This is a genomic window from Flavobacteriales bacterium (assembly GCA_021739695.1).
Classification (GTDB): Bacteria; Bacteroidota; Bacteroidia; order UBA10329; family UBA10329; genus UBA10329.
In genome coordinates, this window is the sequence record JAIPBM010000008.1 from 20,001 (window position 1) to 35,591 (window position 15,591).

General features: G+C 44.4%; 13 protein-coding genes (1 of these 13 cut by a window edge). 9 read left to right on the top strand and 4 right to left on the bottom strand.

Annotated elements, in window-relative coordinates:
- A protein-coding gene (locus K9J17_06610) for an N-acetylmuramoyl-L-alanine amidase (protein ID MCF8276387.1) crosses the window boundary here: on the top strand, nucleotides 1-2,505 show its 3' portion. 477 nt of this gene lie to the left of the window's left edge; the window shows 2,505 of its 2,982 coding nt (coding positions 478-2,982); its start codon lies beyond the left edge, outside the window; it ends in the stop codon at nucleotides 2,503-2,505.
- Here K9J17_06610 and K9J17_06615 read toward each other — a convergent pair whose 3' ends face one another.
- Nucleotides 2,506-3,744 (bottom strand): insulinase family protein, encoded by a 1,239-nt coding sequence (locus tag K9J17_06615; GenBank protein MCF8276388.1) that lies wholly within the window; start codon nucleotides 3,742-3,744, stop codon nucleotides 2,506-2,508.
- A gap of 4 nt (nucleotides 3,745-3,748) precedes the next feature.
- Complete coding sequence (locus tag K9J17_06620) at nucleotides 3,749-5,281, bottom strand: hypothetical protein (GenBank protein ID MCF8276389.1); 1,533 nt, start codon at nucleotides 5,279-5,281, stop codon at nucleotides 3,749-3,751.
- Nucleotides 5,282-5,444: 163 nt separating this feature from the next.
- On the opposite strand from K9J17_06620, the gene purL reads away from it, so the two are divergent.
- The 5 genes from purL to K9J17_06645 all read left to right on the top strand — a co-directional run bounded on the left by purL (nucleotide 5,445) and on the right by K9J17_06645 (nucleotide 12,687).
- Nucleotides 5,445-7,703, top strand: a complete 2,259-nt coding sequence (gene purL, locus K9J17_06625) for a phosphoribosylformylglycinamidine synthase subunit PurL (GenBank protein MCF8276390.1) — start codon at nucleotides 5,445-5,447, stop codon at nucleotides 7,701-7,703.
- 154 nt (nucleotides 7,704-7,857) lie between these two features.
- The gene (locus tag K9J17_06630) at nucleotides 7,858-9,501 is read left to right on the top strand and encodes an AMP-binding protein (protein ID MCF8276391.1); all 1,644 of its coding nucleotides are present in this window, start codon (nucleotides 7,858-7,860) and stop codon (nucleotides 9,499-9,501) included.
- A gap of 156 nt (nucleotides 9,502-9,657) precedes the next feature.
- Nucleotides 9,658-10,746 (top strand): efflux RND transporter periplasmic adaptor subunit, encoded by a 1,089-nt coding sequence (locus K9J17_06635; protein MCF8276392.1) that lies wholly within the window; start codon nucleotides 9,658-9,660, stop codon nucleotides 10,744-10,746.
- Nucleotides 10,747-10,750: 4 nt separating this feature from the next.
- Nucleotides 10,751-12,013 (top strand): ABC transporter permease, encoded by a 1,263-nt coding sequence (locus K9J17_06640; protein MCF8276393.1) that lies wholly within the window; start codon nucleotides 10,751-10,753, stop codon nucleotides 12,011-12,013.
- Nucleotides 12,010-12,687, top strand: a complete 678-nt coding sequence (locus K9J17_06645; protein ID MCF8276394.1) for an ABC transporter ATP-binding protein — start codon at nucleotides 12,010-12,012, stop codon at nucleotides 12,685-12,687. Before K9J17_06640 ends, K9J17_06645 begins: the two co-directional genes overlap by 4 nt.
- Here K9J17_06645 and K9J17_06650 read toward each other — a convergent pair.
- Nucleotides 12,684-12,923: a hypothetical protein gene (locus tag K9J17_06650; protein MCF8276395.1), complete on the bottom strand. Its 240-nt coding sequence runs from the start codon at nucleotides 12,921-12,923 to the stop codon at nucleotides 12,684-12,686. The two genes, K9J17_06645 and K9J17_06650, sit on opposite strands and share 4 nt — an antisense overlap.
- Nucleotides 12,924-13,008: 85 nt before the next feature.
- Here K9J17_06650 and K9J17_06655 point away from each other — a divergent pair, with 85 nt between their 5' ends.
- Nucleotides 13,009-13,236 (top strand): hypothetical protein, encoded by a 228-nt coding sequence (locus K9J17_06655; protein ID MCF8276396.1) that lies wholly within the window; start codon nucleotides 13,009-13,011, stop codon nucleotides 13,234-13,236.
- Entirely contained in the window at nucleotides 13,226-13,525 is a 300-nt protein-coding gene (locus tag K9J17_06660; protein ID MCF8276397.1) for a type II toxin-antitoxin system RelE/ParE family toxin, read from the top strand. Before K9J17_06655 ends, K9J17_06660 begins: the two co-directional genes overlap by 11 nt.
- A gap of 6 nt (nucleotides 13,526-13,531) precedes the next feature.
- Here the strand turns inward: K9J17_06660 and K9J17_06665 are convergent, their stop codons facing one another.
- Complete coding sequence (locus K9J17_06665; protein MCF8276398.1) at nucleotides 13,532-14,215, bottom strand: XRE family transcriptional regulator; 684 nt, start codon at nucleotides 14,213-14,215, stop codon at nucleotides 13,532-13,534.
- Nucleotides 14,216-14,363: 148 nt separating this feature from the next.
- On the opposite strand from K9J17_06665, the gene dinB reads away from it, so the two are divergent.
- Complete coding sequence (dinB, locus tag K9J17_06670; protein MCF8276399.1) at nucleotides 14,364-15,575, top strand: DNA polymerase IV; 1,212 nt, start codon at nucleotides 14,364-14,366, stop codon at nucleotides 15,573-15,575.
- Nucleotides 15,576-15,591 lie beyond the last annotated feature (16 nt).

Genomic DNA, 15,591 nt, shown 5'->3' on the forward strand with positions numbered 1-15,591 from the left:
CAACTTTACCAGATTATCTCCTTATTGAGCAACCGCGAATTCATGAATCGATTAGGTTATCCAACGCTTGGAATTGACCTGGACGAAGTATTCGGAAGTAATCTGGAAGTGATTTCTGCCAAACGCATTCTGATGAATGGCGAACACATATATAATGAAAGCGGAGATACGTATCGATCTGGCGGAGGAATTGCTCCTTGTAATGATTACGTGGCAGATGCATTTGTGCAAACACCAACCTGCAACTATAGTTCGCGCAGTGGAACGGCCATAAGTGCCGTTACGATTCACACAATTCAAGGAACCTACGCTGGAGCAATCAGTTGGGCACAGAACTGCAACGCCCAGGTTTCATACCATTATGTTGTCAGCAATACAGGGCAGATCACCCAGATGGTGTGCGAAGTGGACAAAGCTTGGCACGTAGGCTCTGAAAACCCTTACACAATAGGCATCGAACAAGACGGGGTTGTGAGTGACCCGAATAACTATACTGCCGCCATGTATGCTGCTACGGGGGATATCGTGTCTGACATCACGCAGAGTGGTTATGGAATAGATGGTCTGCGAACAGCCTATTTTCCTTGGGCTGCAACTACCTATTATAACGCAACCAGTACTCCTGGCTCATGTGTGCGGATCAAAGGTCATCAGCATTTCCCTAATCAATCACACACCGATCCTGGGCAATATTTTGATTGGGACTACTTCTACAAACTGATAAATCCGAACACACCGACCACCATCTTAATAGCCGCTTCTGGGAATTTTTATGATAGCGGTGGCCAGATCGGAGTTTATTATAGTGATGAACGGACAATTTCCCTCATTCAACCAACGAATGCCAGTACCGTTTCTGTCACGTTTCAACAGTTTGATCTAGAGGATCAATGGGACTACTTATATATATATGATGGCACGGACGTATTTTCTCCATTGATAGGTTATTACACGGGAACCAATAATCCAGGAACGGTTACCTCAAACAGTGGACATTTGTTGTTTGAATTTCGGAGTGATTGTTCATCTGCAGCAACCGGATGGGAGGCAAATTGGACTTCGCAAGGATTAGACATTACACCGCCAACAGTTGAGATAAACGCTGGTCCGTGGGAAACCGATAATTTCTATGCCTTCTACTCTGAAAATGATGAGCAAAGCGGTAGTGGAGTTAACGATGATGAGCGCTTTTCCTCCATCCTTGATTTTGATGGCAGTCGTTGGAGCGGAAATCCTGACCACGGTTTTCTATATGATGATTACAATCCTGGTTTGAGTGAATGGATTTCCCAGACAGGAACTTGGAATATTTCTGGAGGAACAGCTGTTCAATCAGACGAGGTCAATTCAAACACCAACCTGAATATTCCGGTAGTTCAAGAGCAATCCTTCAATTACTTGTATTCAGTGAAACTGAAAATCAATGGCTCGGGTGCGAATCGAAGAGCCGGAATGCACTTCATGTGTTCAGACGCAACGCTCGAAAACCGTGGCAATTCATACTTCATTTACCTGCGTGCTGACAACGACAAGGTTCAGATATATAAGGTAAGCAATGATGTTTGGGAATTGGAAACCGATGACGACCTGACCATTGATCCCAATGTTTGGTATGATGTAAAAGTGGTTTGCAATCACTTTAGTGGGGAAATTCGGGTTTATGTGGATGGCGCGATGGTCAGTTCTTGGACCGATTCTTCTCCGATCCTGAGCGGAAATAGCATTTCGTTACGAACAGGAAATTGTTCGGCTGAGTATGATGATGTGCGCGTATATAAAGGACGGCTTTCGGCTGAGTATGTGAATGTCGGAACAGCCAATGACCCAGTTCGATATCAAAACCCAAATCCTAACATAGCTGCTTGCGAAATCAGAACTTACATCTTTGACCATGCTGGAAATTGCTCTTCGGAAGATGTATTGCAGGTGAATATTGATTGGACGCCTCCAGTTCTGTATGGAGTTGCGGATGGCATTTCATCAGACATTGACCAAACAAACGATGGCGCGCAACTCTTTGCCAATTGGTCTGCGGCTACAGATCCTCACTCAGGAATTGCGTACTATGAAGCGGCAGTTGGAGATGCTGCTGGTGCAGCGAATGTTTATCCGTTCACCAATGTTGGATTGAACACTTCTATTAATGTTCCTTACGTTTTGACACCAAATGATTGGTATTACGCAACCGTGAAAGCCGTGAATGGCGCTGGATTGGAAGAAGCGGACACCTCAGATGGCCAGCAATACATTGATATCACAGTTGGAATCGTGGAAATGATGATTCAATCCGTTTACCCGAATCCAACAACGGGAATTGTAAATCTGCCACAAATTGAAAACTTGAAATGGCAATTGCTGGATGTCATTGGTAGAACTGTTGCGGAAGGAAGCGGAGAATCGCAAATTGACCTTGAAGCAATTGGCATGGCAGAGCAAACGTATTTTCTGTTCATTACCACCGAAGAAATCAGTACCGCAACCAAGTTGATTTACCTGAAACCCTAACTATTTACTCTTATATATAAGGTAGCTGAAATCCTTCTCATCGAAAATCTCGTTCGCGATGCGAAGAAGTTGAGATGAAGTAAGCTGTTCTATTTTCTGAGCAATTTCTTTCCAAGTTCGAACTTCGTCAAACGCCAAAAGGCTCTTCCCTATTCCCAACATCTGACTTTGGTTGTTCTCTTGCCCGATTGCCACTTGTCCCAAAAGCTGCTGTTTGGTCTTGTGCAACTGCGCTGTACCCAAACCCTTCTCGCGAAGCAAACGAAGTTCCTTGTGTGTAAGATCGATGCACTTTTTCAGAAACTTCTCGTCCATTCCTAAATAAATAGAGAACAGACCTGTGTCTGAATACGAAGTATAATTTGTCTCTACATTATATGTGTAACCGTGACGTTCGCGAAGCGTCATGTGCAATCGTGCATTCATTCCTGGTCCGCCCAAGAGGTTCGATAAAAGATAAAGTCCAATTCGATTATCATGACCTGCCGAATAAGCCACGTTTCCCATCATCAGGTGCGTTTGATAATTGGACTTCTGTGCTTCTAAGCGAACAGGTTTGTAGCCACTGAAAGGCATACGTTCAGCAACAATACCACTTGTTTCTATTTCGCTACCGAAGTAGCGTTCAATCATTGCTTTCAATTTCTTTAGATCGATCTTCCCAACCGAACTAATTACCATTTGATCGGTACGATAACCACGCTTCAGGAATTTGCGAACCGCAGCTGCATCAAAACTGTACACACTTTCGGGCGTGCCAAGCGTGCCTCGGCCAATCGGGTCATTGGCAAAGACCAACTCATCAAACTCATCGAAGATCATTTCTGACGGAGAATCCAAATAAGAATTGATCTCATCGACAATAACTGATTTTTCCTTTTCCAATTCCTTGGCAGGAAAAGTGGCATGAAACACAATATCATTGAAGAGTTCCAACGCTCGACCGTAATGCTCTTTCAAAAAAGTAGCATGCACTACAGTCTCCTCCTTTGTCGTATACGCGTTCAACTCCGCGCCAATATCCTCCATGCGACTTAACACGTGATACGCTTTCCGTTTTTCGGTCCCTTTGAAGATCACATGCTCGATAAAATGGGCCAATCCGTGCTCATCAGGCAACTCATCGCGCGAACCCATATTGACGAAAAATCCCAAATGCGCAACGGGCGAATTCACTTCCCTGTGAATACACCGAATGCCGTTGGCCAGCGTCCACCTCTCAAAATATTCTTCTTGCATTGCGCTAAAAGTACTTCTTGAAAAACGGAAATTTCGATAGCAGGATATCTTCTATCCTTTTGGTATCAATCAGCGCTAAAAGGGCGCATGCCAAAAACGGCAATGCAGGAACTTTGTATCGAACGATTGCTCCAACAACGGGCGTCACAAGACCTGTGAGTACGAGAATGACCAAGGCAAAAAACAGCGACACGTAGAAAATCGGGTTTCGCAACGCTTCTGCTTGAAAATAGAACAGCAGCAGAATCATCAAGAACCCAATGATCAGATTTTCCAAACCCGAGAGCAACATGAACGGTGAACGAATTTCCCACGGAAATGGTCGGTATGTAGCATTGATAAAAGCCACAGGCATCGCCTTCAGAAAACTCCAAGCATTGGGTTCCAAACGGGGGATTTCTATTGTACTTCCCGTTTTGCCATAGTCGAGTAGTACAGTGAGTTCGCTTCCCGCTTCCAAGTTGCGGATTGGGGAAATTGAATCCTTGGCATGTTTCCAATAAACAGCAGTCACCGCATCATTTAGCAACACATTTTTCCGGTCATTCGTAAAGGTCAGAAGCTCATAATTTTCAGCCTCTATATATAAGGTATCATTTGAGGCAGTTTTAACGTATGTTCCGCCCTCTGCCAACTGGTAGAATTCGTACTGCTTTTGCGCCAACCGTTGTAGTGGATCTTTATCTGGCGCAAGCTGAGCGATCATCAACGTTGCCAATCCAAGCAATGAATAGATTCCAATAAAAACAAGTGCTGGATGGAATTTAGCTGTTCGCAGCGAAAGTTGCCAAGCAAGTAATCCTGGGAGAATCGCAATGAGCGCATAACTCTTAACCGTAAAAAGGAAGAACAAACTGGTGATCATCAAACTCAGTCTTCCTACCAAAAAACCATCGTTCATCCATTTCATCGCCCCAAAAAGGAATAGACCAAGCCCGAAAAGCAACAGCGGCTCTTTCAGTACACCCGATGCCCAAAACATCATTCCTGGCAAGAGAAAGACACCAGCGAAAAACCACTTCTCCTTTGATGGTGCCATTTGTTTAAGAAAGTGGAGAATTCCAGTGAGCCCAATCATTCCAAGGAAATTGGCAACTACGCTATGTACGTTATAATGCCCAAGGGAGAACAATCTGACAAAGGCATTGAACCGGATAATTGTATGCGTGTCGTTGGCAATGCTGCTTCCATAAGGACGATACCAATGGTTCATATGGTCGTAATACTGGTCAAAATGAGGTGTGTTGTTTCCCAATCCGAAAAGCATTTTTACAAAATCCATCGGATGCCGACTCAAAGCTGAGAACATCACCATTCCATCATCATAATACTTCCAGATATCTGCGGTTGAGCGATCTGTATAGTAATAGGTGTATATTAGATAAAGAAGAAAGCCACTCAGCACCTTTAAAACAAACGCGCCTTGAAACCATCGGACAGGAATATTACCGATCCTAAAAAACCTCATTCTGGAAATCAGAAAAAGGAATAGGGCCAAATAGCCAAGAGTCAGTGCCGTCCCGATGAGATGATCCATAGATTCAAATGTAACAGCTTGACAGAATATTGAACTCCGAATTGAGCCAGTTTAACCCGAAACCGTGTTAATAACTATGGATGATGCTACGGCACTACCAAAGCTCCGCAAAAGTGCTGTTCGTTACTTTTGCAGTTCAATTCAATCTTGAATCTGCACAAAGATGGACAACACCACTACCAACCAATTGACAACCGTAGAAACTGCTGGAAAACTAGGTCTTCGACCAGAGGAATTCGAGAAAATAAAAGGCATTCTTGGCCGTACTCCGAATTTTACTGAGCTCAGTATTTTCTCAGTAATGTGGAGCGAGCACTGCAGTTACAAGAACTCCATCAAATGGCTAAAAACATTGCCAAGAACTGGTTCGAAGATGCTGGTAGAAGCAGGTGCTGAGAACGCAGGATTGGTTGATATTGGCGATGGATTGGCCTGTGCATTCAAAATCGAATCGCACAATCACCCTTCGGCATTGGAACCATATCAAGGAGCTGCAACAGGTGTTGGTGGAATTAACCGCGACATCTTTACGATGGGTGCACGTCCAATTGCACAATTGAACTCCCTTCGTTTCGGAAATCCAGACCTCGACAAGACAAAATGGTTGGTGAAAGGCGTGGTAAAAGGAATTGGCGATTATGGCAATTCATTCGGAATTCCAACCGTTGGCGGAGAGGTTTTCTTTGATGAATGCTACAACCAGAATCCGCTGGTAAATGCCATGTCCGTTGGAACTTTGGAGGTTGGGACCATGGTTTCTGCCACTTCGCATGGCGTTGGAAATCCTGTTTTCATCGTTGGGTCTTCTACAGGTAAAGATGGAATACACGGAGCAACTTTTGCCTCTGGCGATATTACAGAAGACAGTGCCGAGGACCTTCCGGCAGTTCAAGTAGGCGATCCGTTCCAAGAAAAATTGTTATTGGAAGCATCGCTCGAAGTGATCAAAACAGGTGCCGTTATCGGCATGCAGGATATGGGAGCAGCGGGCATCACTTGCTCCACTTCGGAAATGAGCGATAAAGGTGGTCACGGTATGGACATCTGGTTGGATAAAGTTCCAACCCGTCAGCAGAACATGTTGGGATGGGAGATCCTACTCAGCGAATCGCAAGAGCGAATGCTCATAGTGGTTGAAAAAGGACGTGAAGAAGAAGTACTTGCAGTATTCGATAAATGGGATCTGAATTGTGTGGAGATCGGAGTCGTTACAGAACCAAATCGAGGAGAGAAAGGCGGAACGCTTCGTTATTACATGAATGGCGAATTGGAAGCTCAAGTTCCTGCTTGGGACCTCGTTCTTGGTGGTGGCGCTCCAGTTTATGATCGCGAATATTCAGAACCAGCGTATTATGCTGAATATCAGAAATTCAATATCGATCAACTTTCTGAACCAGAAAGCTTGAAAGATGCTTCGTGGCACTTGATCGGCCATTTGAACATTGCTTCGAAAAACTGGGTAACCGAGCAGTACGACAGCATGGTTGGCACATTGAATATGAGCACCAACTCTCCATCTGATGCAGCTGTTGTAAACCTAAAAGACAGCAATCGTGCGTTGGCAATGACAGTGGATTGCAACTCGCGCTATGTGAATGCCGATCCAGAAAAAGGAACACAGATAGCCGTTGCTGAAGCGGCCAGAAACCTGATCTGTACTGGTGCGGAACCAACTGGTGTTACCAACTGCCTCAATTTTGGAAATCCTTACCAGCCAGAAGTTTTCTGGCAATTCGTGGGAGCCATTAAAGGAATGGGTGCAGCATGTCGAAAGTTCGATACGCCTGTTACAGGTGGAAACGTGAGTTTCTACAATCAATCAGTATATAAAGACAGAACTGAACCGGTCTTCCCTACTCCAACCATCGGAATGGTGGGGATTTTGGGAGACAAATCAGATAGAATGACGTTGGATTTCAAAACCGCTGGCGACCTGATCTATTTGGTGGGCACATCAAGAAACGATGTCAATTCTTCTGAATATCTGTACAGCTTCCGAGGAGTTAAAGGTTCGCCTGCTCCTTTTATCGATCTGGAAGAAGAGTATGCTGTTCAGCAATTGATCCTTGCATTGATCAAGGAAAGAATCGTACAATCGGTTCATGATGTTTCCGATGGTGGACTGTTCATCACCGTTCTTGAATCGGCTTTACCAAAAGGATTTGGATTTGAGTTTGAGAGCGATTCAGAGATCAGAACTGACGCCTTCCTTTTCGGAGAAAGCCAAAGTCGAGCAGTTGTTTCCATCAAGCCAGAAGCTCAAGATGAATTCGTAGAACTGATGTCAGCGTCTGGTGTAGATTATACGCTTCTTGGAACGGTGACTTCAGATGACAAAATGGTCATTGATGGAGAAGAATTCGGAAAAGTAAGCGAGGCAAAAAAAACATACAATTCTGTGCTTGCCAATAAAATGGCCTAACGCTATTATCGTTCATAGCTTGCATTTATGAATGCAATTAAAAGTACTTAGCTGTCGTAGGCTTGCAAGGTTTCGGTGAAACCTTATTTTTGGACGCTTGATGAAAATCAACTGACCGATTTTGGTCGTTAACCTCTAATCCAAAATAACGCTTATGAGCCGTCCACTTCCTTTAGATATGATGTACCGTTGGGAACGCGAATCACCAAATTTGGTGTTCATGCGTCAACCGATAAACGGTAAATGGCACGAATGGACCTGGAAAGAAACCGGACAGGAAGTGCGAAAAATGGCCGCTTACCTGAAAGGTTTGGGCTATGAGCCAGGCACCAAGATTGCCATGATTTCGAAGAATTGTGCGCACTGGATCATCTGCGACCTTGCCATTCAGATGGCTGGATATTGTGGGGTTCCTCTTTATCCGAACCTGAATGATGAAACCATCAAGCAGATTTTGGTTCACAGCGAATCGAAGTTGCTTTTCGTTGGAAAATTGGATGATTGGGCTTCTATGCGACCAGGAGTTCCAGATAACGTGAAGTGTATTGCGTTTCCTTTTTACACAGAACCTGGATATGACGAGTGGAATGATCTTGTAAAAGATGTGCAGCCGATTAAGGATAACGTACACCGTGATCCAAAAGACATGGCAACTATCATTTACACTTCTGGGACAACCGGAATGCCGAAAGGTGTGATGCACAAATTCCACAACTTTGGATGGGCTGCTGAAAAAGCGATGGACGAGCTTCGATTGCAGCCTCATACACAACGTTTCTTCTCGTACCTCCCACTCTGCCATATTGCAGAAAGACTTTTGGTAGAAATGGGAAGTATTTACACTGGTAGCCCAGTTTCGTTTGCTGAATCGTTGGATACGTTTGCTGCGAATTTGGCCGAATCGAAACCTACTGTTTTCCTTGGAGTTCCAAGAATCTGGAGCAAATTTCAGCAAGGAATTCTTGGCAAAATGCCACAGAAAAAATTGGATCTGTTCTTGAAAATTCCAATTCTGAGCGGAATCGTTAAGAAGAAGATCAAAACAGGCTTGGGACTACAGGAAGCTGAAAACGTATTCACTGGAGCAGCTCCTACGCCAGATTCACTGATTCATTGGTTCGCCAAACTGGACATCAACATTCAGGAAGCGTATGCGATGACAGAGAATTGTTGCTACAGCCACGTTACTCGAAACAACGCTATCAAAGTTGGATATGTCGGTCAGCCTTTGCCCGATTGCGAAGTAAAATTGAGCGACATCAAAGAGATTCTTGTGAAGCACGAAGCCTTGATGGACGGCTATTATAAAGAGCCAGAATTGACGGCAGAAACAATGGTTGACGGTTGGCTTAGAACAGGAGATGAAGGCTACATTGATGATCAAGGATTCTTGAAAATCACTGGTCGAGTGAAGGATCTATTCAAAACTACCAAAGGGAAGTATGTTGCTCCTTCTCCGATTGAAATGCACATTTCTGAGAATGCGGATCTTGAACAGGTATGCGTGGTCGGTGATGGAATTCCGCAACCGATCGCGTTGTTGGTGATGTCTGAGTCAGGAGCAAAAAAATCGAAGACCGAATTGACAGATAGCATACTTAAAACACTTGACCGTGTGAATCCTTTGTTAGATCATCACGAACAAGTGAAAAAAGCAATTGTGGTTAAAACTGCATGGACAGTGGAGAACGAATTGCTTACTCCGACAATGAAGATCAAACGTAATCCGATCGAAAAGATCTACCACAAGAATTATGAGAAGTGGTACGAATCGCCTGAAAGAATTATCTGGGAATAATTTCTGATTGAAATTGAATTAAAAAGGCCGCTCAAATGAGTGGCCTTTTCTTTTTTCGCCCGTCTTTGCCTGACATTTATCATACTTAACAAAGACACTGGTAAGGCGCTGAATCTCAGCTTAAAGGTTACTTGCAAACGTTAATTACCGTCCTTCATGAATAGTCTCACAAAATCAGTTTTGCTTGTCGTCATTTCAAGTTCGATTTTTTCATGCCAATCGAAGCAAGAAAAGATCAAACCACAATATAAAGCACTAGTTGAATCTGTGTATGCTTCAACTACGGTTGAACCCGATGATCTGTACGAGGTTTATCCAACCGCTTCTGGCGTGCTGGTTAAGGTTTTCATCGAGGAAGGTGACACGGTTTCCATCAACCAATTGTTAGCAGAAGTTGAAGCAGACGAACCCACTATCAATGCAGAGAATGCCGCTTTAAAAAAAAGCCTTTCTGAAGAAAGTTATTCGGGAGCAGCAAGTGCGCTGGCCAGATTGAAAGATGATATTCGAATGGCTAAAGATCAACTCCGCATCGATTCGCTCAACTACACACGCCAACAGCGATTGTGGGAAAAGCAAATAGGCTCTGAAGTAGATCTTGAATATCGAAAGTTGAAGTACGAATCGTCTTCAAATCACTTGGCCACGTTGCGTTCTTCGCTGAAAGAAACCGACCGAGAACTTCGCAATCAACTCAAGCTTTCGAAAAACGAATTACAACGCGCGCTTTCGCGATTGGGTGATTATTCCATTCGATCAAGAATCAACGGAAGAGTTTATTCACTTCTGAAGAATGAAGGAGAATTGGTCAATGCACAACAAGCGTTTGCTGAGATTGGAAAGCGAGACGCTTTCGTACTGAAAATGTTGGTGGATGAAGTCGATATCATCAAGGTGGAGACTGGACAGCGCGCGCTGATAACCTTGGATGCATTTGCCGATACGGTTTTCGAAGCACGGGTCACGAAAATCTACCCATCTAAAGACGAACGAACACAGACGTTTCTGATTGAAGCTTCTTTCGTTTCGCCACCAGATGACCTGTATAACGGACTAGCTGGCGAAGCGAATATCATCACCGCGCAATCAGAAAATGTGCTTGTCATTCCGTCTGAGTTCCTCTTCAACAACAACCAAGTAAAAACCAAGAATGGACAAGTTGAAGTTACCATCGGCAGACGAAACATGGAATGGGTGGAAATAACTTCTGGTCTCGATACCAACGCAATTTTGGTTAATCCGTAGCAGCATGACCAACTACCGCGTCATACTCGATATCACACGAACTCATTTGCTTTCGCGATTCAAGCAAACGGGCGTGGCGGCTTTGGGCGTGACCTTCGGTATTGGCATGTTCATTACCATGATCGGATTCATGACAGGTTTGAACGGACTGTTGGATGGTCTGATTCTGAACCGTACGCCACACATTCACATTTACAACGAAATTGAGCCAAGCGAAGAACAACCGATTGAATTATTGGGCGATTTCAGTCAAACGTTTAATGTCGTTTCGTCCGTAAAACCGAAGCAAAGCCTAGTTCGGATTCATAATGCATTGCCACTTATTTCTCAACTCCGAAAAGACGAACGTGTGAAAGGCGTTACGCCACAGGTAAATGCCAATGTGTTCTATCTCGCGGGCTCCATTCAACTGAACGGAATGATAACGGGAATCAATGTGATGGACGAACTGGAACTATTCAACTTCGGAGATTACATCGTTGAAGGCAGCGCCAGCGACCTCGTCAAGAACAACAAGGGAATTCTTCTCGGTTCGGGAATTGCCACCAAAATGTCGGTCACAATTGGTGATCGGATTCAGGTAAAATCGGTGAATGGCAGCATCATTCCGTTGAAGATCGTTGGTATTTTCCAAAGCGGATTGGCCGAAGTGGACAAGATTCAGAGCTACGTGAACCTGAAAACAGCGCAGCAATTACAAGGCGGAAGCAACGACTACATTTCTGACATCAACGTGAAGTTGTGGGACATGGAATTGGCGCCAAAAATGTCCAAAGAGATTAGCAGTCAGCATAAACTCACGGCCGTAGATATCAAAACCGCCAATGCGCAATTTGACACGGGTTCTTCGGTCAGAAACCTCATCACGTATGTGGTTTCCATCACCTTGCTTACCGTAGCTGGATTCGGCATTTACAACATTCTAAACATGCTCATTTACGAGAAAATGAATGACATCGCCATCCTGAAGGCAACAGGTTTTTCGGGCAATGATGTCAAGCTCATTTTCATGAGTCAGGCCATTTTGATCGGATTTGTTGGTGGTATTCTCGGGCTCTTACTCGGACTGACAGGGTCACTTATAATTGACAATATTCCGTTCAATACAGCTGGATTGCCAACCATCAAAACTTACCCTATTACCTACGATTATCAGTATTACCTCATTGGAATGGCATTCGCGTTGGCATCAACTTTTCTTGCCGGTTACCTGCCAGCTAGAAAGGCTGAGAAAATCGACCCCGTTGATATAATCAGAGGACAATGAGCAAGGTTTTGGAAGCGAGAAATATTCAGAAGCACTTCCGTTTTCCGGTCGACTTCCACGTGCTGAAAGACATTTCGTTCAGTATCGATCATGGCGAATTCGTTTCCATCATGGGGAAATCGGGTTGCGGTAAATCGACTTTGCTTTACATCCTTTCTACGATGGATACGGATTATGAAGGCGAACTTTTTCTGGACGAAAAACTGATAACCACCAACACGGCCAACCAACTTGCTCGTTTACGGAACGAGAAGATCGGGTTCGTATTTCAATTCCACTATCTGTTACCCGAGTTCACGGTGCTTGATAATGTGATGCTTCCAGCACGAAAATTGGGCAAGAAGAGTTTTGAAGAAATCCGCGAAGACGCATTAGAAAAGCTTCGTTTGCTGGACATTCACGATCAAGCACATAAGAAAGCTACCATGATTTCGGGCGGTCAAAAACAGCGGGTTGCTATTGCGCGTGCGCTTATCAACGATCCCGTCATTATTATGGGAGACGAACCGACCGGAAACCTAGACAGCAAGAATTCTAATACGGTTTTCAATATTTTCAGAGACCTGAGCCAAGAGAAGAAATTCTCTCTTTTGGTTGTAACCCACGATCAGGATTTTGCCGACAAAACCGACCGCATTATTGAAATGGGAGACGGACGGATTATCTCTGCTTAGCCTTTTGCAGTTTTAACCATTTCAAATCCTGCTTTTCCGATGAAGAAAGCAAGGAACACCCACGGAAACCCGTGAAATACAAGGTCGAACCAATCCATTCCTGTCATACCAATGGCACCACCAGCCACCCAACGGATTTTACCAACGATGTGTGGTTCTGGAACAAAAGGAGCCAGACCGAGTGTGAGTGAGGCAATAAGCCAAGTAGTAAGTTGTTTTTTGGTATTCGAATTCATGTGGCAAAGTTCCGCAACCATTTCTTTCCGAAGGTGACAATTGACACAGATCATTCTTATGTATCTTTGAAAAACCAAATTTGAGATGGGATTAGAGGCTCTTAAACTGGAATTGATTGAATGGCTTAGTCGGTTGGACGATAGCTCAACGATTGAGTACCTTAAAATCGTCAAAGACAACTCCGATAAGGATCTCGATTGGTGGAATGACCTTTCTGAAAATGAAAAAGCTGGGATTGAACGTGGACTGAAAGACATTGAAGAAGGTCGAGTTCATCCTCACAGTTCAGTGAAGGCAAAATATGGCCTCTGAGTTTCAAATCATCTGGTCAGATGAGGCCATTTCAAACCTTGAGAAAATTCTTGACTATTTAGAACGGAAATGGACCGAAAGAGAAGTCAATCGTTTCAAAGTATTACTTTCCAGACAGCTTGACATAATCCAAAACAACCCAGAATTGTTTCCGAAATCTGGAATTCAGTCCTTACTCAGAAAAGCAGTTCTTAGCAAGCAAACCTCCATCTATTATCTGATCAGAGACGACAGTATTTACTTGGTCTATCTTTTTGATAATCGGATGAATCCCGAGAAATTGAAGTAATCGAATTCAACTCACCTCAAAGCTGTTCCAAGTCTCAAACTTCCATATCTCAAGCACATTTTCTACCGAAATGGAATACGGTTTATAGATTCGATTGCTGGAAACCAACTGAAAACTTCGGCCATTTTCCAAGTTGTTGTAAAGCAGTTTGAAAACCACGCCATCATCTTTAGTGATGACAATGCAAGGCGTTCCATTCTTGATGTCGTTCCAATCTTGGATGAACGAACCCGTTACCCACGCATTTTCGGGAATCGGCAACATGCTATCGCCCTTTATCTGAAAGCAGCGATACGTTCTGTTTTTCGGCAGAAATGGCAACTGAAACTTTGGCAATTTCTCCACGAATTCGGGGTCACCATAGCCATTAGCATATCCAGCTTGCGCTTTGGTTGCCACCATTTCAATGTTCTCGTTTCCTTGATTATCGGTGGTCACGGTCAGCAGGCGAAGCTTCTGTCCCGTGATGTCTACATCCATTCCGCGTTCGATTTCGGAGAGTTGGAATGCTGAAAGTTTGCTCAGGTCGTAGCGAATCAACGCATCTAAACTGATCTTGAAATACTCTGCCATGCGGATGAGCTTCGCGAAGGGCGGCTGCACTCCTTTCTCATAACCAATTAAGGTCGTGCGACTTAACTCCAACGTCTTAGCCAAATCGGTCTGCGAAATCTGCTTTCGCTCTCTCAAGAATTTCAGATTTATTGATAAATACATTCGACCAAAAGTGTACAACGAAATTACAAATAGTCTACATTATAAACTCATTAATGTCGAAATGGCCAACATATCAAATAGATTACGAACTGAACATTTAATGTTGTGCTAGAATGAAACCATGAAATCCATCATCCACATAGACCTCGACACCTTTTTCATCTCCTGCGAGCGGCTGCTCGACAGCCGATTAAACAACAAACCTGTGCTTGTGGGTGGCGTAACCGACCGTGGTGTGGTCGCATCATGCAGCTACGAAGCTCGTTTGTTCGGAATCCATTCGGCCATGCCCATGAAAATGGCGCGACAACTTTGCCCCGAAGCCATTGTGATTCGTGGTGACAGCAGTACCTACAGCAAACAATCGAATATCGTTACCGAGATCATCAAGGAGGAATCTCCTTTGTTTGAGAAATCGAGCATTGATGAATTCTACATAGATGCCACAGGAATGGACCGCTTTTTCGGTTGCTACAAATGGTCTCAGGAATTGCGCACACGCATCATAAAAGAGACGGGACTTCCCATTTCCTTCGCGCTTTCTACCAGTAAAACGGTCGCAAAAGTGGGTACGGGCGAGGCCAAACCAAACAACCACAAGGAAATTCCGAAGGATACGGAAATGCCATTCCTCGCACCGCTTTCCATCAAAAAGATTCCTCAGGTTGGCGACCAAACCTACCGTATGCTCCGTAGCATGGGCGTGGAAAAAGTGAAAACCGTGCAGGAAATGCCGATGGAACTGATGGAGCGCGTGATGGGCAAGCCAGGCATCTCGCTTTGGAAGAAGACCCACGCCATCGACAACACGCCCGTCATCCCCTATCACGAACGGAAATCCATTTCCCTTGAACGCACATTTGAAAAAGATACCACTGATATGGTGAAGCTGAAAAGCATCATCAAAGCAATGGCCGAAAACCTCGCGTATCAGCTGCGCAATGGTGATCGACTCACGGCTTGCATCTCCGTCAAAATCCGTTATTCTGATTTTCAGACACACAGTAAACAACTCCGGATTCCGTACACGAGTGCCGATCACACCATCATCAAAACCGTGGAAGAACTCTTCGATCAACTCTACGACCGTAGAGTGCTTATCCGTTTGGTTGGCGTGCGCTTCAGTCATTTGGTGGGTGGCGGTTACCAGATCAATCTTTTTGAGGACAGCGAAGAACTGATCAAACTCTATCAGGCCATGGATCACCTGCGCAACAAGTACGGACAGGATGCTGTGAAACGTGCTGTGGCCATGGGTTCAAAAGGCATTGGCAGAACAGGAAATCCGTTCAACGGTCAGCCGATTGTGATTCCGGCACACAGGAGGGGGTGATCAGTATTAGAAAGAC

Coding starts and splice junctions, on each gene's coding strand:
- K9J17_06615 (MCF8276388.1), bottom strand. CDS start 3,744: ATGCAAGAAGAATATTTTGAGAGGTGGACGCTGGCCAACGGCATTCGG.
- K9J17_06620 (MCF8276389.1), bottom strand. CDS start 5,281: ATGGATCATCTCATCGGGACGGCACTGACTCTTGGCTATTTGGCCCTA.
- purL (MCF8276390.1), top strand. CDS start 5,445: ATGGACAACACCACTACCAACCAATTGACAACCGTAGAAACTGCTGGA.
- K9J17_06630 (MCF8276391.1), top strand. CDS start 7,858: ATGAGCCGTCCACTTCCTTTAGATATGATGTACCGTTGGGAACGCGAA.
- K9J17_06635 (MCF8276392.1), top strand. CDS start 9,658: ATGAATAGTCTCACAAAATCAGTTTTGCTTGTCGTCATTTCAAGTTCG.
- K9J17_06640 (MCF8276393.1), top strand. CDS start 10,751: ATGACCAACTACCGCGTCATACTCGATATCACACGAACTCATTTGCTT.
- K9J17_06645 (MCF8276394.1), top strand. CDS start 12,010: ATGAGCAAGGTTTTGGAAGCGAGAAATATTCAGAAGCACTTCCGTTTT.
- K9J17_06650 (MCF8276395.1), bottom strand. CDS start 12,923: ATGAATTCGAATACCAAAAAACAACTTACTACTTGGCTTATTGCCTCA.
- K9J17_06655 (MCF8276396.1), top strand. CDS start 13,009: ATGGGATTAGAGGCTCTTAAACTGGAATTGATTGAATGGCTTAGTCGG.
- K9J17_06660 (MCF8276397.1), top strand. CDS start 13,226: ATGGCCTCTGAGTTTCAAATCATCTGGTCAGATGAGGCCATTTCAAAC.
- dinB (MCF8276399.1), top strand. CDS start 14,364: ATGAAATCCATCATCCACATAGACCTCGACACCTTTTTCATCTCCTGC.